Annotated in this window: 13 protein-coding genes and 1 pseudogene; 2 read left to right on the forward strand and 12 right to left on the reverse strand. The window is 50.5% G+C overall.

All coding sequences use genetic code 11. From position 1 onward, the window contains the following. Nucleotides 1-69 precede the first annotated feature (69 nt). Both wbaP and JAB1_RS28950 read left to right on the forward strand, forming a co-directional pair. Nucleotides 70-1533 (forward strand): undecaprenyl-phosphate galactose phosphotransferase WbaP, encoded by a 1464-nt coding sequence (wbaP, locus tag JAB1_RS22055; protein ID WP_083299849.1) that lies wholly within the window; start codon nucleotides 70-72, stop codon nucleotides 1531-1533. Between the two features lie 117 nt (nucleotides 1534-1650). Continuing rightward, nucleotides 1651-1943, forward strand: a pseudogene (locus JAB1_RS28950) (GDP-mannose 4,6-dehydratase); the annotation flags it as partial. Nucleotides 1944-2186: 243 nt separating this feature from the next. On the opposite strand, the gene JAB1_RS22065 reads toward JAB1_RS28950, so the two are convergent. The 12 genes from JAB1_RS22065 to JAB1_RS22120 all read right to left on the reverse strand — a co-directional run bounded on the left by JAB1_RS22065 (nucleotide 2187) and on the right by JAB1_RS22120 (nucleotide 16043). Beyond that, nucleotides 2187-3299: a glycosyltransferase gene (locus JAB1_RS22065; protein ID WP_070281753.1), complete on the reverse strand. Its 1113-nt coding sequence runs from the start codon at nucleotides 3297-3299 to the stop codon at nucleotides 2187-2189. A gap of 181 nt (nucleotides 3300-3480) precedes the next feature. Then, nucleotides 3481-4473, reverse strand: a complete 993-nt coding sequence (locus JAB1_RS22070) for a glycosyltransferase family 1 protein (protein WP_217494312.1) — start codon at nucleotides 4471-4473, stop codon at nucleotides 3481-3483. A gap of 41 nt (nucleotides 4474-4514) precedes the next feature. Beyond that, nucleotides 4515-5741, reverse strand: coding sequence for an O-antigen ligase family protein (locus JAB1_RS22075; RefSeq protein WP_070281755.1), 1227 nt, complete (start codon nucleotides 5739-5741; stop codon nucleotides 4515-4517). 60 nt (nucleotides 5742-5801) lie between these two features. Next, nucleotides 5802-7004, reverse strand: coding sequence for a glycosyltransferase family 4 protein (locus tag JAB1_RS22080; RefSeq protein ID WP_070281756.1), 1203 nt, complete (start codon nucleotides 7002-7004; stop codon nucleotides 5802-5804). Continuing rightward, nucleotides 7001-7630, reverse strand: coding sequence for an acyltransferase (locus JAB1_RS30565; protein WP_070281757.1), 630 nt, complete (start codon nucleotides 7628-7630; stop codon nucleotides 7001-7003). The genes JAB1_RS22080 and JAB1_RS30565 overlap by 4 nt, the downstream gene beginning before the upstream one ends. Nucleotides 7631-7672: 42 nt before the next feature. Then, a complete protein-coding gene (locus JAB1_RS22090; RefSeq protein ID WP_070281758.1) occupies nucleotides 7673-8671 on the reverse strand; it encodes a glycosyltransferase in 999 nt (332 codons plus the stop codon). 4 nt (nucleotides 8672-8675) lie between these two features. Then, complete coding sequence (locus JAB1_RS22095) at nucleotides 8676-9284, reverse strand: acyltransferase (protein WP_070281889.1); 609 nt, start codon at nucleotides 9282-9284, stop codon at nucleotides 8676-8678. Continuing rightward, entirely contained in the window at nucleotides 9281-10540 is a 1260-nt protein-coding gene (locus JAB1_RS22100; RefSeq protein WP_070281759.1) for an O-antigen translocase, read from the reverse strand. Before JAB1_RS22100 ends, JAB1_RS22095 begins: the two co-directional genes overlap by 4 nt. Next, entirely contained in the window at nucleotides 10537-11652 is a 1116-nt protein-coding gene (locus tag JAB1_RS22105; protein ID WP_175445092.1) for a DegT/DnrJ/EryC1/StrS family aminotransferase, read from the reverse strand. Before JAB1_RS22105 ends, JAB1_RS22100 begins: the two co-directional genes overlap by 4 nt. A gap of 109 nt (nucleotides 11653-11761) precedes the next feature. Continuing rightward, nucleotides 11762-12982, reverse strand: coding sequence for a Wzz/FepE/Etk N-terminal domain-containing protein (locus JAB1_RS22110; protein WP_070281761.1), 1221 nt, complete (start codon nucleotides 12980-12982; stop codon nucleotides 11762-11764). Between the two features lie 57 nt (nucleotides 12983-13039). Then, nucleotides 13040-14002, reverse strand: a complete 963-nt coding sequence (locus tag JAB1_RS28955; protein WP_343216001.1) for a WxcM-like domain-containing protein — start codon at nucleotides 14000-14002, stop codon at nucleotides 13040-13042. A gap of 157 nt (nucleotides 14003-14159) precedes the next feature. After that, a complete protein-coding gene (locus JAB1_RS22120; protein ID WP_070281763.1) occupies nucleotides 14160-16043 on the reverse strand; it encodes an SLBB domain-containing protein in 1884 nt (627 codons plus the stop codon). Between the last annotated feature and the right edge of the window lie 71 nt (nucleotides 16044-16114).

Consider the following 16114-nt stretch of genomic DNA (forward strand, 5'->3'; position numbering starts at 1 on the left):
AGACGTCATTACCACGCATGCAGCACCGCAAGAATTCACACTGAAGTTTATAAGGTTTAGCAAGTCATCATGAAACCAATCGAAGGCATCTTTTTACAAGAAGTAAAATGGTATTGCAGCAGTAGGGCAGAAAAATATTTTCTCACCTTTGCCGATGCACTTGCCATGCTCCTGGCCTTCTGGCTCGCGGGCAAATGGACGCTCGATGCCAGCGACTTGAACAGCTTCGGGCTGGATAGTTCGCGCCTGCTCAGTTACAGCCTGCTCTCCGTGGTCACTGTGGCGATCTTCAAGCTGAAGGGCCATCATGCCAAACGCCGTCCATACTCGAATGAAATCAAGGAACTCCTGAAGATCGCCATGGTCATGGGTCTGATCGACGCGGCCCTGGTGTTTCTCGACAAGCGAGACTCCTCGCGCGAGGCACTGTTGGCGACCTGGCTGCTGGTGCCGTGCTGTGTCTTGCTGCTGCGCGGCATGGTCAAATACCTGCTGACGAAAGCGGGTGGCTGGATACGCCCCATGGTCATCATCGGATGGGGTGACAATGCCTTGCAAACAGCACGCGCCTTCGATGAAGAAGCGTTGATGGGCTATCGCCTGATTGCGTTTCTGATACCGGAAGGCCAAGACCGCCTGGAACATCATTATGTGAACCGCAGCAAGCAAGCGGTGCCCTCCATTTCGCTGGGTGAGAACCCTGAGCAAACGCTCAAGCTGCTGGGCAATCCGCATACGGTTGTCGCCCTGGAGCAAGGCGGCATTGACGCCTATCAGGGCATGATCCAGCAAGTCAGCCGTTGCGTTGCCAATATGCAAGTTGTACCCGCCGTACGCGGCTTGCCCCTGTACGGCATGGAGGTCAACCATTTCTTTACACATGAAGTCTTGCTGCTGACCATGCGCAACAACCTGGCGCGGCCAGGCTTGCAACTGATTAAGCGCTGCTTTGATCTGGCGGCCTCGATCGGCGTGCTGATCATCGGCGCCCCCATCTTGCTGTGGATCGCAGCCAAGGTCATGGCATCGGGCCGTCCCATCTTCTACGGCCACAAACGCGTGGGCCAAAATGGCAAGCATTTTCTCTGCTACAAGTTCCGCACGATGGCCGTGAACGCCGACGTCTTGCTCAAGGAACTACTGGAGCGCGATCCTGAAGCCCGTGCCGAATGGGACCGTGATTTCAAGCTGAAAAACGACCCACGCATCACCTCGATCGGCCATTTCCTGCGCCGGACCAGCCTTGATGAATTGCCGCAACTATGGAACGTACTGAAAGGCGAAATGAGCCTGGTCGGACCACGCCCCGTTGTTGACGCGGAACTGGAGCGTTATGGCCTCCAAGTAGACTATTACCTGGAAGCGAAACCCGGTGTCACGGGCCTATGGCAAGTCAGCGGCAGGAACGACGTTAGCTACGATACACGCGTTTATCTGGATGCATGGTATGTCAAGAACTGGTCTTTATTCAATGACATTGTCATTCTGCTGAAAACGGTTAAAGTCATTTTCAAGAAAGATGGCGCGTATTAATCACACATAGCACCATTAATCCAACATCGTGACATTTCACAAATACTTATCCCCCTCGCGCTCAAACCAATCAGACGAGGGGGCATTGTGACAATGCTCCAGTAGAAAGATGGCAGCATGATTTTAGTGACTGGCGGCACCGGCTTTATCAGTTCCAACTTTGTACGCGTCGACAAACTGGCCTACGCTGCCAATCTCAGCAATCTGGCAATCCTGAAGCACGACCCGCGACATATCTGTATACGCGGCGATATTTACGATACCGCCCATATCTCCCGTCTGCTGGCAGAACACCAGCCACGCGCCATCCTGCATTTTGCCGCCGAGAACCATGTCGATCTTTCAATCCATATCATTCAACCAACGTCAACGGCCGCTTCAGCCTGCTCAAAGCAGCGCGCGCTTACTGGAGATTAGCGACGTCAACCTATTACTGCCCCTGAAAAAGAAAGCTTATGGTCAATAGCTGCTGCGTCTGTCTGACGACAAGATACTCCAAGATGCTTCTGACCCAGCACTACAGCCGCCGGGTGATTTCAGCCAGGGCAGGCTGTTAATCGTCTGGTGGAGATCATCTCCTCCACCTTGTTGATCATATAATTGCTGGCATAGAGCATCCTGATGACTCAGGGAGCTGGGAAAACCGATTCAATTCACAGCATCGTTTCTTGCACTGATGATTTTTTTTGTGCTTTTTCAATGAAGACACGCATATTTTCCTTGAAAATCGTCACAGAAAATGTTTCTGCGTGCGCACGTATCGCCTGAGAATCAAATTGCGCACGGTTTTGTTCATAATATTGAACAGCATCATTTAGGGACGCAACGGTACTTTCAAAAAAGAACACACCGGTTTTTCCAGCTACTACCGTTTCCATCGCACCGCCTTTACCCAGCGCAATCACCGGACGGCCAGATGCCATCGCTTCCAGGGGTACGATACCAAAGTCTTCCACGCCTGGAAAAATCAAGGCCTGACACTCCGCATACAGCTTTTTAATATTGGCAAATGATTGACGGCCAAGGAAGGTCACATTTGAACCCGCCAGTTTCTTCAGTCGATTCAATTCTTCGCCTTCGCCAACGATAATCAATTTCCTGCCGCTCTGATTGAATGCCTCGACCGCCAAATCAGCACGCTTATACGGCACCAGTTGCCCCAGAAGCAGATAGTAGTCCGATATTTGGGAAGCGATATAAAAATCATCACTGGAAACCGGTGGATGAATAACCTCGGTTTCACGACGATAGTACTTACGAATACGCTCTGCAACAAAACCTGAATTCGCAATAAAATTATCCACTCGCATCGAACTGAGCGCATCCCACATACGGATACGGTGCATCAATATCGGCATCAACAAGCGTTTTAACAAGCCCGCATTTCTTCGATACTCGTGGTACATATCCCATGCATACCGCATGGGAGAGTGGCAATAGCAGATATGCACCACGCCTGGCGGCACCACGATACCTTTGGCCGGGCCACTTTCGCTCGATATAACCAAATCATAGCCACTGAAATCGATCTGTTCCAAGGCCATCGGCATCAATGGCAGATAATTCTGATACAGACGCTTGGCAAACGGCAGACGAGAAATGAACGTCTCATATAATTTGTGACCAGGGAATTCTTTCTGTGCCATTTCCCGATCAATTACATGCGCATAAATATCGGCGTCCGGATACATTTCCGCCAGCGCCTGCAAGACGCGCTCGCCACCGCGCATGGTTAACAACCAATAATGAACCAGAGCCACCTTCATTTTTATTTCATCTTTCAACAAGGTCAGGCGGGATGGTACCGGCGATCATGCGCCAATATAAAAAATCCTACCTGCAATACCACATCCCCTCAGGGAAAATTTGAATATCGTACTTCTCCAGCCAGCTCGGAGGCATACGCAAGAAACACCGACGCACCATGGCCGGCACTCATCGATATTTCTACCTAGAGACACTCGCCAAGGCGCACCTGACTTTTTCGACGGTCGCCGGCCAGGAAAACCTGGCGGCTTGCAGCAGTCCCTTTGCGCTCAGTTCCTTACGCAAGGTTTGATCATTGCAAAGTGCCTCAATACCTTTCCCAATCTCTTCGATGGAATCCGGATTGACCAGCAAGGCAGCATCGCCAGCAACTTCAGGCAGCGATGTCGTATTGGCAGTCAGTACCGGTGTGCCACACGACATTGCCTCAATAACAGGCAAGCCGAATCCTTCGTACAGAGAAGGAAACACAAGACCCATTGCGCCACGATACAACCCTGGCAGATCCTCTTCCGCCACCCTGCCCACAAATACCAAGCGTGACTCGACACCCAGCGAGCGGGCCAGTTGCAACAACTCGTCGGTCGGCTTGCCTGTAAATAACAGGCGAACATCCACATCGATAGCGGCAGCCGCAAAAGCCTTGACGATACGTGGTTCGTTCTTGTGCGGTTTGCGATTACTGACACTCAACAAATAACGAAAGCCCGGCTGATACGCCAGGGCATGAACGTTGTAAGCAGGATCGACGCCATTATCGATATTGATGACCTTGGACGGCGCAATGCCGGCCCAATCAATGATGCGTTGCCGAGAAAATTCGGAAACGGTCAGTACGGCTGCAGCCTTGCGGCAGGCACGCCGCATGATCAGCGAATAATATACCGTTTTCAGGAAGCTGGAATTTTCTGGACGGTCGATATGGTTCAGATCATGAATCGTGAATACGAACGGACGCGATATGAATAATGGCGCGTTATAGCCAGGAGTGAACAAACCTTCACCGGCGGGAATGTTCTTCAGCGAAGCGAACCATAAAAACAGTGTGTCAAGTGGCGACGAAGGCGAGCCTTTGATATCAAGGTGGGGGAGTTGTAATGCCTCGTCCAATACCCGCGCCACACGCCCGATACCATGTTCGCCAATCCAGCGTGCATCATAAAAAAATCTCAAGATATCTTACCTTTATTATCAAACCCATTGAAGAACACAAATCAGCCAATCGCCGTATCTTTTTCTTCGGCACCAAATCTTGAAATTCCGATGGCAAAACCAAGAATAACCCAGATATAAAGGAAATAAAATTGAGTTCCGAAAAATATGCAAATTATCGGAATAAGAGAAATCGACTTGGGAACAGAGTAAATCAGTCTTTTGTAAAAATACCTGAAGGAGAAGGCAAATGCCAAAATTCCGAGCAGGCCATTTTCCACCTGAATTGTATACATGCCTAACCCTGTAAGGTCCCACTGATCGACCACCGGAAACAACCCCAGATAATCCGGATTATTTCGCACCAATGAATAATTTCCCAGTCCGACGCCAAAAATTGGATTATCAAGAATGATATTATAGCCAATAAAAGCACCGCTGATACGTCCCATCACGATATTTGGATCGTCTTCCCGTCCGATCAGAGATTGCTGGATATTCATTGAATCCATGATATATCCCATGACCAGATCACCGTAAAATACATAGCCGACAGCGGCGATCAGGAATGAAAACAGGATCGGAATCAACTTTTTCTTCATGCTTTGCTCGCTGAATAAAGCATAGATAAAGAAATATATCACCAGCAGAAAAATAGCTGCCTTGGATTGTGCAGCCAGGATGACGATGAGGAAAATAATCGACGAGATGGTGACTTTGCGATTCGCGACCAGATCCAGGCATAGCAACGAGGCATAGAAAACACCAAGCGGCCCACCTTCCACAAAAAACCCTTTCAGACGATGGCTTTTTCCATAAGTGAGGCCAAGATCAGCACCAGCATAAGCCAGTACCAGCGCGGCAATGAAAAACAAGCCGAATGCGGCATTTTGCCTCAAAAAAACATTCAAAATATCATGCGCATTCTTCAGCTTGCTGCACAGAATATAAACATAGACAAAAGCAACGGCGCATAACAACAGCTCAATGAAGCGAATCAAGGAAATCACATAAGATTCTTTGAAGAAATTATCTACTGCTGCCGGAGGATAAAAATCCACTATTGGGTTTTTTATCAATGTGCAGACAAACAGGAAAATGAACAGGTAGATGAATACCATGATTTTCGAGTTTTTTATGGCGCCAAGATTCAGTAAAACAAAAGGAAATGCCAGCAGGACAATCATTTCGCCGGCCTTGATGCCGTAAAAACCAACATCGGTTAATTGGCACATCAATACCAGGATAAACACGCCTGGATATTGCAAATCTAGAAAACGCTTGACCATTTTATTATGCCATTCAATATTTTTTTACGGACTCATCAAATTTCAGTGAATTCATGAAAATCAATCATTCCTGCTTTGTATTTCGAAAAACAGGTTGATATATTGATCAATCCATGCTTTTACATCCATAAACCGTGGCGCAGACTGCAATGCCGCCAGTTGCATTGCATCGAGTAATGCCGGCTGGGCCGCAATCTTCCTGATCAAATCAGCCAGTTCCTCCGGCCGGTCGGGGTCAAACAGGAAGCCATTCTTGCCATTCTCAATCATTTCAGGGATACCGCCGCGCGAGCTGCCAATAACAGGTACGCCATTGACCAGCGACTCGAATACCACGGTCGGCAGCGTGTCATTCCACAGCGATGGCACTACCAGCACATCGATATTACTGAAAAAAACTTCCGGCGAGCTGTAGCCCAAAAAGCGGAGATTGTCAGTTTTATATTGTTCCAGTTCGCGAACATAGTCCGATGACCCCGATCCGGCAATCACCAGGCTGATGTCGGTCAACCCGGCCAGATGCGAAAACGTCCGCAATAAAAGTTCCACGCCTTTCGCCGGCACCAGCCCGCCAATATAACCAAAGCGAACATTCTTCCGACCAGCAAAGGGCTTAGGCAAGGAGACGGACTTGAACGACTTTGCATTGATGATGGCGGTCTTGATCTTGGCTTGCGTAAACAGGCCATTGCGTAAATGATGCTTTAGTACAAAATCGCTGACGCCGACGATGCAATCGACATTGTTCGACAGCGTCTTGTGAGGTATTCTGAAAATCTTACACTTAGTACATTGTGTCTCGCAAGGCTGGCCGGCCTTGAACATGTTTGAATTGGGACACAGCGCGTATTGATCATGCAATACCTGAACAATCGGTACGCCGTGCTTCCTGATGACAGGCCAGATTGCCGCTGAGAAACCGACTACATTGTGCGTATTGACGACATCTGGCTGGAATTCGCGCATGATCTTGTCGACCATTGCCGCCATGCCTGCGTTATAAATATCGCGCAGATGCCAGAACAGGCGATGCAGGGCCGGTTTTTTATCAGCCTTGTAATTCCAGTAAATATTCTTGATACCCACCCGTATTACCTTGATGCCATCCACCATCTCGGTATGGATGCCCTCATCGGCACAGGTCGTCAGGACACAGACCTCATGACCGCGCTCTGCAACTCCTTCGACCAGCGACTTCAAAATAACTTCTGCACCTCCTCCAATATGCGGGGAATACAGGGTGTTGATAAATAATATTTTCATTTATTTTTGCTATCTAGCATATTTTCTGAAGGCAATTTTCTTGTGGTTAGCGGCCGCACGCTGATTTTTTTCGCCGGAATGCCACCCCATATTTCATAGGCCGGCACATCTGAAACCACGACGGCGCCAGCAGCAATAATAGCCCCCTGGTGGATGTTGATACCTGGCAGTATCACAGCATGCGAGCCGATCCAAACATCATCACCGATGCTCACGCCACATTTTTCGGTATCCCATGCCTGTTCACGGATCAGCGATGAGGACGTAATGCCATGGTTGCTGCCAATAACGGTAGCAAACTGGCCGAACAGGCAGTTATCGCCGATCTCGATGTGACAGCCCGATGCACGAATATTGCAATACTCATTGATTGCCGTGTTTTTTCCGACCTTCAACGCGGCCGCTGGAGAACCAGTGACGCTGTCCTTAGCAACGATTAACAGCGTCCCTACGCCAACCGATGTGCCTGCCCCCATCCGGAAAACGCAACCGGGATCGACAGCGAGTATCGTACTTCTTGAAATCCGTACGCCTTGCGCGCGCAGGTGAGCGCGACGCCCGGCAGCACGCAGATACGTGGACAGGTCGTGCAGGATCAGGGCAAAAAACAGGAATATGGGCTTCATTCTTATATCGTCAATCCGGGAAGTCGCCTGGCTCGAATTACATTATCTTGCGACAAACTGGGAATCCAGTTTTTCACGCGAATTTTTTGAAATGCCGAGTTTCAACGCGACATACAATGGACTGCTCAATCGCAGCAAGCCGGTCATCTGGTATATTCTGGGGTACGGCCTTAATGCGCCTTTGGCCAATTTGAAACGAAAAATTTCCAGCATTCTATCCCAGCGTTGCAGCCCGCCAAGATTATCTATCTGATAATTTTTATATAAAATAACGTGATCTTCCAAAAACTGCTGGTTCATGCCGGTTGCATTTCTTGCAGCAGAGATTGTGGTCTCGCTGATCCGGTATGCCACCAGGGGCTCGGCAAGATAAGCAAAGGTCTTTTTTTTGGCGAGCAAATTGAGCCACAATGGCCAGTCATCGAGGTGAAAGAATCGCCGATCGATGCCACCTACCTCGTTATAATCGGCGCGTCTGAGCAATATCCCGGGGGCAGGGATCAGGTTTCTTACATACAAGGCTTGCTGCAGCCCGCTTGAAGACCCTGCAATGATCTCGATGTCTTGCTGCCCAGGGATGACCCTATCCTTGGAGACATCTATCTTCGATGAATCAACAAACGGCAGGACCGCCGAGACGACCACGGCGCAATTGGTTTTCTGCGCGAATTCGACATAGCGGGCAATGGCACCGGGGAAAATAAAATCATCACCAGCGATCGGCTTGATCCATGCTCCTTTTGCTTCAGCATAGCCCTTGTGGACATTGCTGCAAATTCCCTGATTCGCTGCCGCGGCCAGTATGACCACGCGCTGAAAATGCTGTTCATTTTCAGCTATCCATTGTGTCGCCACCTCGACGGTATGATCTTTCGATCCATCATCGCAGATAATAATCTCTATTGGTGAATACTCTTGTTTTAACAAGCTATTCAATGTCTCCAGCAGGGTTGCTTCACTATTGAAAGTCAAGACAATAATGGACACCAGGGGGCACGTTTCCATGTCTTGGAATATCTCTTTTCCCGCTACTTCATGCATATTATTACTTTTCCAATCTTCTTTCAGAATACGAGGTACAGCCGGTCGCAATCGTCATCTCCGGAATATTCTTGTTGATCAACGTCGAAGCGCCGACGATGCTGTTGCGTCCAATCTGTACACCTTTAAGCACCGTCACTCTTGCCCCAAGAAAAACATTCTGTCCGATGACTACCGGTTTGGCGGTATGCTGGCCGGTGTGCCGGGTTTCCGGCTTCAAACCATGAAAATCGGAATCAAAAATACAGACTTCAGGGCCCAGCAAGGTGCCTTCCCCGATATGAATCAAACTGCGTTCGGCGATGATGCATGCTGAATTATTGATGTACACACCGTCGTCGATCACTACGTGCGAGCCATCTTCTCTTGCCTCGATATGCATGTAACCGGAGAAGAACAGTGGCGAGGGAAACGAACCCAATGTGCACTTGCCCAGCGTAATCGTGCCTTTTCCTGAAAACAGAACTGGCTGCAAAATCGTGGCGCCATGATCGATAACCACTGCAGTGCTGATCATGCGGTAAAACTTGATGCGCGGCCACTGAATCAAGGCGATCAATTCATGGTACAGGCGCCGTTTTAGACGAACATATAGGGTTTTCTTGCCTTTCATGCCGACTTCCTCTTCAGGCGCCATTCAATAACGATGCAATACATGGTAATGAAATGCAGAACATAGTTGATGGCATAGGCGATTGCCGCTCCCTTGAAACCGTATTCATGCGTCGAAAATAGTGTCAAAAAATACAGCGTGGCGGCAAAGATGATTTCTGTCGCTACCACCATTTTCATCATGGCTTTACCGACAAGAACATAGCCCAGCAGCCAACTGGCGGTCTTGATCACATCGCCAACCAGTTGCCAGCCCATCAATGTAGATACTTCCTGAAAATCCGGCGAGAATAAAATCCTGATCAGGATGTCGCGCAACAAATAGATTGTCAGCGCGATCACGGAGACGACCGGCACAATCAGTTTGAATGCATCGCCGATTTCTTTGCGAAGAACATTATCGTCCTTGACTTCTGAAATACGCGGCAGGTAATAGAGTGACAGAGTAGTGGTGACCAGGGCCAGATAGATCACGCTGATCTTATTGGTAGCATCCCAGTATCCGGCATGGGCGACATCGAAACTGTCGATCAAATGAGATCTGATCAGCATTTGCGCCAGCGGCGTTACAGCTGCCGTCACAACAGCCATCACGATAAACTTGCTCAGCAGCCTGACCGTTTCGCCATCCATGCGCCCGAAAAACACTGACGGACGCAACCAGGACAACTTTCCGCAGGCCAACAGCGTCGTCACTAGGGATAATGCCTGCCCCAAACTTAATGCTATCAGGGCACCACGCAGGCCCATGTACCAGGCCAGTCCACCGGACACCAGCAGGCCAACCAGCGAGCTGGCGATATTGGCCACCACATACCTGCGCACCTCTTTTTGTCCGGCCAGCACTGCCAGTAGCAGCCCATTCAAGCTGATCAACAACAAACACAAGGCGAGCCAAAGCATAGCTTCCGTGTAATCTTTTCCACCAAACAGCCATTGACTGAGCTGCTTGTTAAAAATCACTAACAAGATGCCACCCAGGATGCTCCCTATCAGGGTCAGTGTCCCGGCCGTACGAAACAAGCGTAGTTTCTTCTCCGGCGCGTCATGGTACTCTGCGGCGTACTTGGTCACCCCTGTATTAATGGCGCCTGCAGCAAACGCCGTCACCATGGCGATAAAATTTTGGAGTTGCCCAATTGCGGCAAAACCTCCGGGTCCCAAATAAATAGCAAAAATCTTATTCAAGACCAAACCAGTCCCCATGCGCACGCACACGGCAATACCATTCAACAGGCTGGTTTTTACCAAGCTCATTCAGCAGCCTGGTGCAATACGAAGTTACGAATGACTTCCACCACCTGGTCGACCTCGTCAAATGACATGGTCGGGCCCAGCGGCAAACTCAGTACTTCGGCATGCATCGCTTCCGCAATCGGGAACGCGCCAGCCGTGTAGCCGAGGTGGGCATAAGCAGGCTGCAGATGCGGTGCAATCGGATAGTGAATCACGGTACCGATACCGTGGGCCGACAGGTGCTGGGCCAATTTGTCGCGCTGCGCGTGGCGCACGACGAACAAATGCCATACCGAAGTACAGTTATTGGCCACTTCTGGCAACGTCAAGCCCGGCAGTTCACGCAAGCCAGCCATATAGCGGGCAGCGATCGCAGCGCGGTGGGCATTGCCCGCATCGAGAACAGGCAACTTGACACGCAACAGAGCAGCCTGCAGTTCATCAAGGCGCGAGTTGTAGCCAATCATTTCATTGTGGTACTTGACCTTGGAGCCATAATTGCGCAGCACGCGGATGCGTTCCGCCAGTTCTTTGCTATTGGTGGTAACCGCGCCTCCATCGCCCAATGCACCGAGGTTTTTTCCTGGATAGAAACTCCAGGTCACGGCGTCACCATGTGAACCCAAGCGCTTGCCAGCATATCGTGCACCATGCGATTGCGCGCCATCTTCGATCACTTTCAGATTGTGGGCTCGAGCAAAGCTGATGATCGGCCCCATTTCCGCAGGCTGTCCATATAGATGCACTGGCATGATGGCCTTGGTACGCTCTGTCAGCGCCGCCTTCAGCAGTTGAGGATCCATATTGGCGGTTCCGGTCACCGGCTCAACGGGGACTGGCGTAGCGCCGACATGACTAACAGCGAGCCAGGTAGCAATATAGGTATTCGATGGCACCAGCACTTCATCACCAGGGCCGATATCCAGCGCCCTCAATGCAAGGATCAGCGCATCCAGGCCGTTCGCCACGCCGACGCACTCCGCAGCCTCGCAATACGCCGCATATTCCTTTTCAAACTGCTTTACTTCTTCACCCAGGATATACCAACCGGATTCCAGAACACGGGAAAAAGCGGCCTTAAGCTCTTCGGCCTGTTGTAATTGAATGGATTTGAGATCTAAAAATGGAATCATAATTGTCCTGTCTGTATCGCAACCAGCACCGGGGTTAAGGCGATTGAATTTCTATATTTTTTTAAAATAACCATCATGCAGGTATGCAGCTAGGCAAGCTCGGCAAGAACTATCGCCACTTCGCATACGCTCTCAGCGACTGATAGCGGGCAGCGTTAGCCGGATCAGCTTTCATGTACAAGCGAACTTCGTTCAGAAATGCCCACAGGGTAGCCAATATGGCGGCAGCGACGCCCGCCATCAACACCAGCACGGCGCGCGATGGCTTGGATTTTTTTTCAGGAACAATCGCAGCGTCCAGGACTTGAATCAATGAGCCCTCCTTGGCTTCATCCACTTTTGCAAATTCAAACTGCTTGGCAAACATTTCGAACAGGGCCTCCTGATACTTTACCTCGCGAACAATTCTTGTATATTCCAGGCCCAGTTCCGGCACCGCGCGCACTGCCAGCGAGCTGTCGCCCTGACCAGCATTGACCCCGCTTTCGATCTTGCTCAATTGCATACGCAACCCGGCAAGTTCCTGCTGCGCGCGAATAAATTCAGCGCTTTTATCGGTAACAAAAGTACGCAAGGTACCGATTTCAATTTCCTTCGCAGCGATCATGGCTTTGATCGTGGCTGCAGCCTTGATCGCACCTTCTGCCTGCTCATTGAGTTTGACCACACCGGTTTTTTCTTGCATCGCGCGTAATGCGGTCTCTGCTTGAACCAGGTCAGCTTTGGTCTTCTCCAGCTGTTTCTCAAAGAACAAACGACGCCTGGATGCCTCGGTGATGGCCAGTGTCGACGTCATTTTTTGCATTTCTTCGATATATGCATTCGTCACCGCAGCGGCCAGCTTGGGATCAGTATGGGTAAACTCGATGGAGATCAGGTTTTCCTTGCTGCTCATGATTTTGCTTGCGCTTTGCAGGTACAGGCGGGCATCACTAGCAAACTTGACCCCATACACCTGCTGCAGTTTAAACCGCTCAATCAGGCTGTCGGCCATCGTGCGGCTATTCAAAATACCCAGATAGGTATCGTTCGGGTTTTTCAGCGAACCGCCAGTGAGGCTCCCTAGACTGCCAAGCTGCCCTAGCAAAGCATTGGCGCTCGATTGGGATTGCGGCGGCAATACCTGGGCACGCGCCGTAAATTTATTCGGTATCAATAGCGTAATACCTGCAGTTACCACCATAACAATTATGGTAAAAAACAAGATTTTCTTTTTATTTTTTACAATAATAATCAGCAAATCCAGCAGATTTACATTCGTATCGACTTCCGTAGCAGCCCCGCCACGTGGCAACTGACCGGACTCATTCACTAACGTTTTCTCAATCATTTATTTTCCCATTTCCGTACCAATTACCCAGGTCAGGCATACATCATTCCATTCAGATCATTCTGATACGATACTGAGAAATTCAGAGTAATCACGAATGTAGTCATTCGCATCGTAAGAATGTGAAGCAAATACCAGCAGTACTGCATCTGCAGAGTACTTGTATTGCACACCCCAGGTTTTCGGTGGCAGATAAATACCTAGATCAGGTGAATCGAGCACGAACTCCTGACGTACTTTTCCATCATCGGCGACAACGGAACACGATCCATGTACGCAGATTAAAAATTGATGGCAGGCATGATGAGCGTGCTCACCACGCAACTCTTTGCTGGGTACATCAAACACCAGGAAATAGCGCTCGGTATCGAATGGAATCTGTTTCTGAAACTCGCCGACCGACAGAGAGCCGCGAATATCTTTAATCAGAGGGAATTTATACAGGCGCACGCCAGCGACACGACATAGCGCGCCGTCTTTCGTAAAGGCTGACGCGGTTGGAAGACTGGCAGCCACTGTTTCCGGCGCCATGTCTGTCGAGTTGGTATACCCAACGACGCGGGCGGGGTTGCCCACCACGATGGCGTGGGGCGGAACGTTGCGGGTTACCACGGCACCGGCACCCACCATGGCGTTTTCCGCAATAGTAATACCATGCAGTATCACTGCGCCGGCGCCGATGGAGGCGCCGTTACGTATGATGGTACGGCTGGACTCTTCCGGATGTTGTTTATTTCTTGGAAATTTATCGTTCGCGAATGTTGCATTCGGCCCCACAAACACATCGTCACCGAGCGTGATGCCGTCCCAGAGCTGGACGCCACATTTGACCGTCACGCGGTCGCCAACCAATACATCATTTTCGACAAAAACGTTATCGCAAATATTGCATTGGTTGCCAATTTTTGCACCTGGCAATACATGAGCAAACGCCCACACATTGGTTTCCTCACCGATTGAAGCACCTGGCTCGACAATCGCGTGACTATGAATACGATTTTTTTGATTCATTTTTTTCATTAAATGATTAAGGCTGAATTAATATTGATTATCAGATAACATGAATGCGCCCTGCGATCGGCTGTAACCCGTCAAACGAAGATCATGGGCAAGCAACGGTCGTATTTGCCATTGCATTCGCCATAACGGGGAACGCAATATTCAACAGCTGGCCAGCTTAATCTTTCAACACTTTAAGAGCGGCCGCGCCCAGACCGAATTGATAGAAAATCGATGACCATTCCTTCAGGCTTTGCATGAACGTGCTGCGGTCAATTTTTTCCGGCACCACCACGGTATCGCCAGGATTGAGCTCGGTTCCGCCGATCCCACTGAACCAGCCGGAACTCTCGCCACTTTTCGCTACGCCATCAGCGCGAATCACATACATTTCCGACTTGTCGGCAGTCATGGTGAGGCCGCCAGCCTGTTTGACGTAATCATTGACCGTACGCCGTGGACGATAAACGAAGGCATTCTGCTGGAATACCGATCCAATGACATCGACCGTGCCCGGGCGACGTGGAATGACGATACTATCGCCATCCATCAGCGGTAAATCCGGCAAATTTTTCAGCTGTGTTTCGACGCCGGGCAAATCAAGAACGATGCGTCCCTCAGCCTTGATTTCACGCAGTCTCTCCACAATGCGACGTTGCTGCGTAACTTCCGCAGCCAGCTTGGCGGCATTCGCACCATCGGCCGAAGAACCCATGCGCTGCGACGCGTTCGACTCAAGATCGCGCTCAAAACGATCGGCCGCCTCATTGAGCTTGATCTGTTGTTGGCGACGTACCGATTCACGGTTCAACTGGGTCGCATACAGATAGCCGTTGTCGCTTGCTCCACCGACGCGTGAGACGAGTTCGCGCAGGGTCTCGCCTTTCTTCAGCAAGAAAATTCCGCTTTGCCTGACTTCACCGCCAACGCGCACGTATTCATTCTGGATTTGCGCCTGCACCGGCACGGCGCCTGGCGCGAATACTCGCAGGACATCAGTTGGCTTGACGGGAATAGCAGCCAGTTGGCTGCTATTGATGGCGCGGTCGGCAACCAGTTCGGCGATAGTCTTATACTGATTATCGACATTCTTTTCAACGATGACTTGCTTGGTTTCCGCCGCCGAATCGAAGCCGCCAGCCCAGGTCAGCACATCGGCGAGCGTAGTATTGCCCTTCAATTCGAAGATGGCGGGTACCTTCACGTTGCCGGTCAACGCGACCAGCGGACCCGTTTCCGGAATGTAGATGACGTCGCCGTCGCGCAAAGTTGCATCGCCGCTCTTGTCTCCTTTGACCAGCATGTCGTACAAGTCAAAGTTGCTGATGGTTTGCGCTCCACGCTTGAGCTGGATATTGCGCATGCTACCCGTCGCATCAGGGCCGCCCGATGTGAAGATGGCGTTCAGCAGCGTACTCATGGCGTTCAACGTGTAAGTTCCTGGACGCACTGCATGACCGACCACGTACACCTGCACGGCGCGCGTTTGCGCAATGCTGGCAGTCAGATCAAAATTGGTGTAAATCTTGCCAATGGCTTTCTTCAGATAGCCCTGCAGATCCTTGTATTGCACGCCGCTGACCTTGACGGAGCCGACGCGCGGGATAAAGATGGCGCCACTGCGATCAACCGTGGCGCTGACGTCGATGTCGACCATACCCCAGCCACGGATCTGGAGTTCGTCACCTGTGCCGATGACATAGTCCTGATTAACCTGGGCGCTGTCGAATGGTGCGAACGTGGACGGCACATCGCTGAACAGATCCCTGCCGAAAAGGCCCAGGCTTTGTCCCGTGACACCGGCAACATAACCCTGGAAGGGACCCAATTCTGCTGTACTACGCTTGGCAGGACGCGTCGCGAGGGGAGCGGGAGCCCTGCGTGGCTCGCCGCGGCTGCGGATCGATGGCTGGCCGGTGGTGGTTTCGGAGGTCTTTTCCTTGGCGAGGTCTTCGATATTCAGATCTTGTGCCGCAGCAAACGAAGAGCTTGCCCCCAGCAGGCAAGCCGAGAGAACTAGATGTTTCAAGCTAGACTGGGAAATTCGAAATTGCTTTTTCATGCTGGTCTTTGTCTGGAGAGAATGTTGTGTCAGTGTGCGATTCAAATTCAGAATGCACGCCTTTAGCTTCA

Origin of the sequence: Janthinobacterium sp. MP5059B (assembly GCF_001758645.1) — a bacterium.
Taxonomy (GTDB): Bacteria; Pseudomonadota; Gammaproteobacteria; order Burkholderiales; family Burkholderiaceae_D; genus Janthinobacterium; species Janthinobacterium lividum.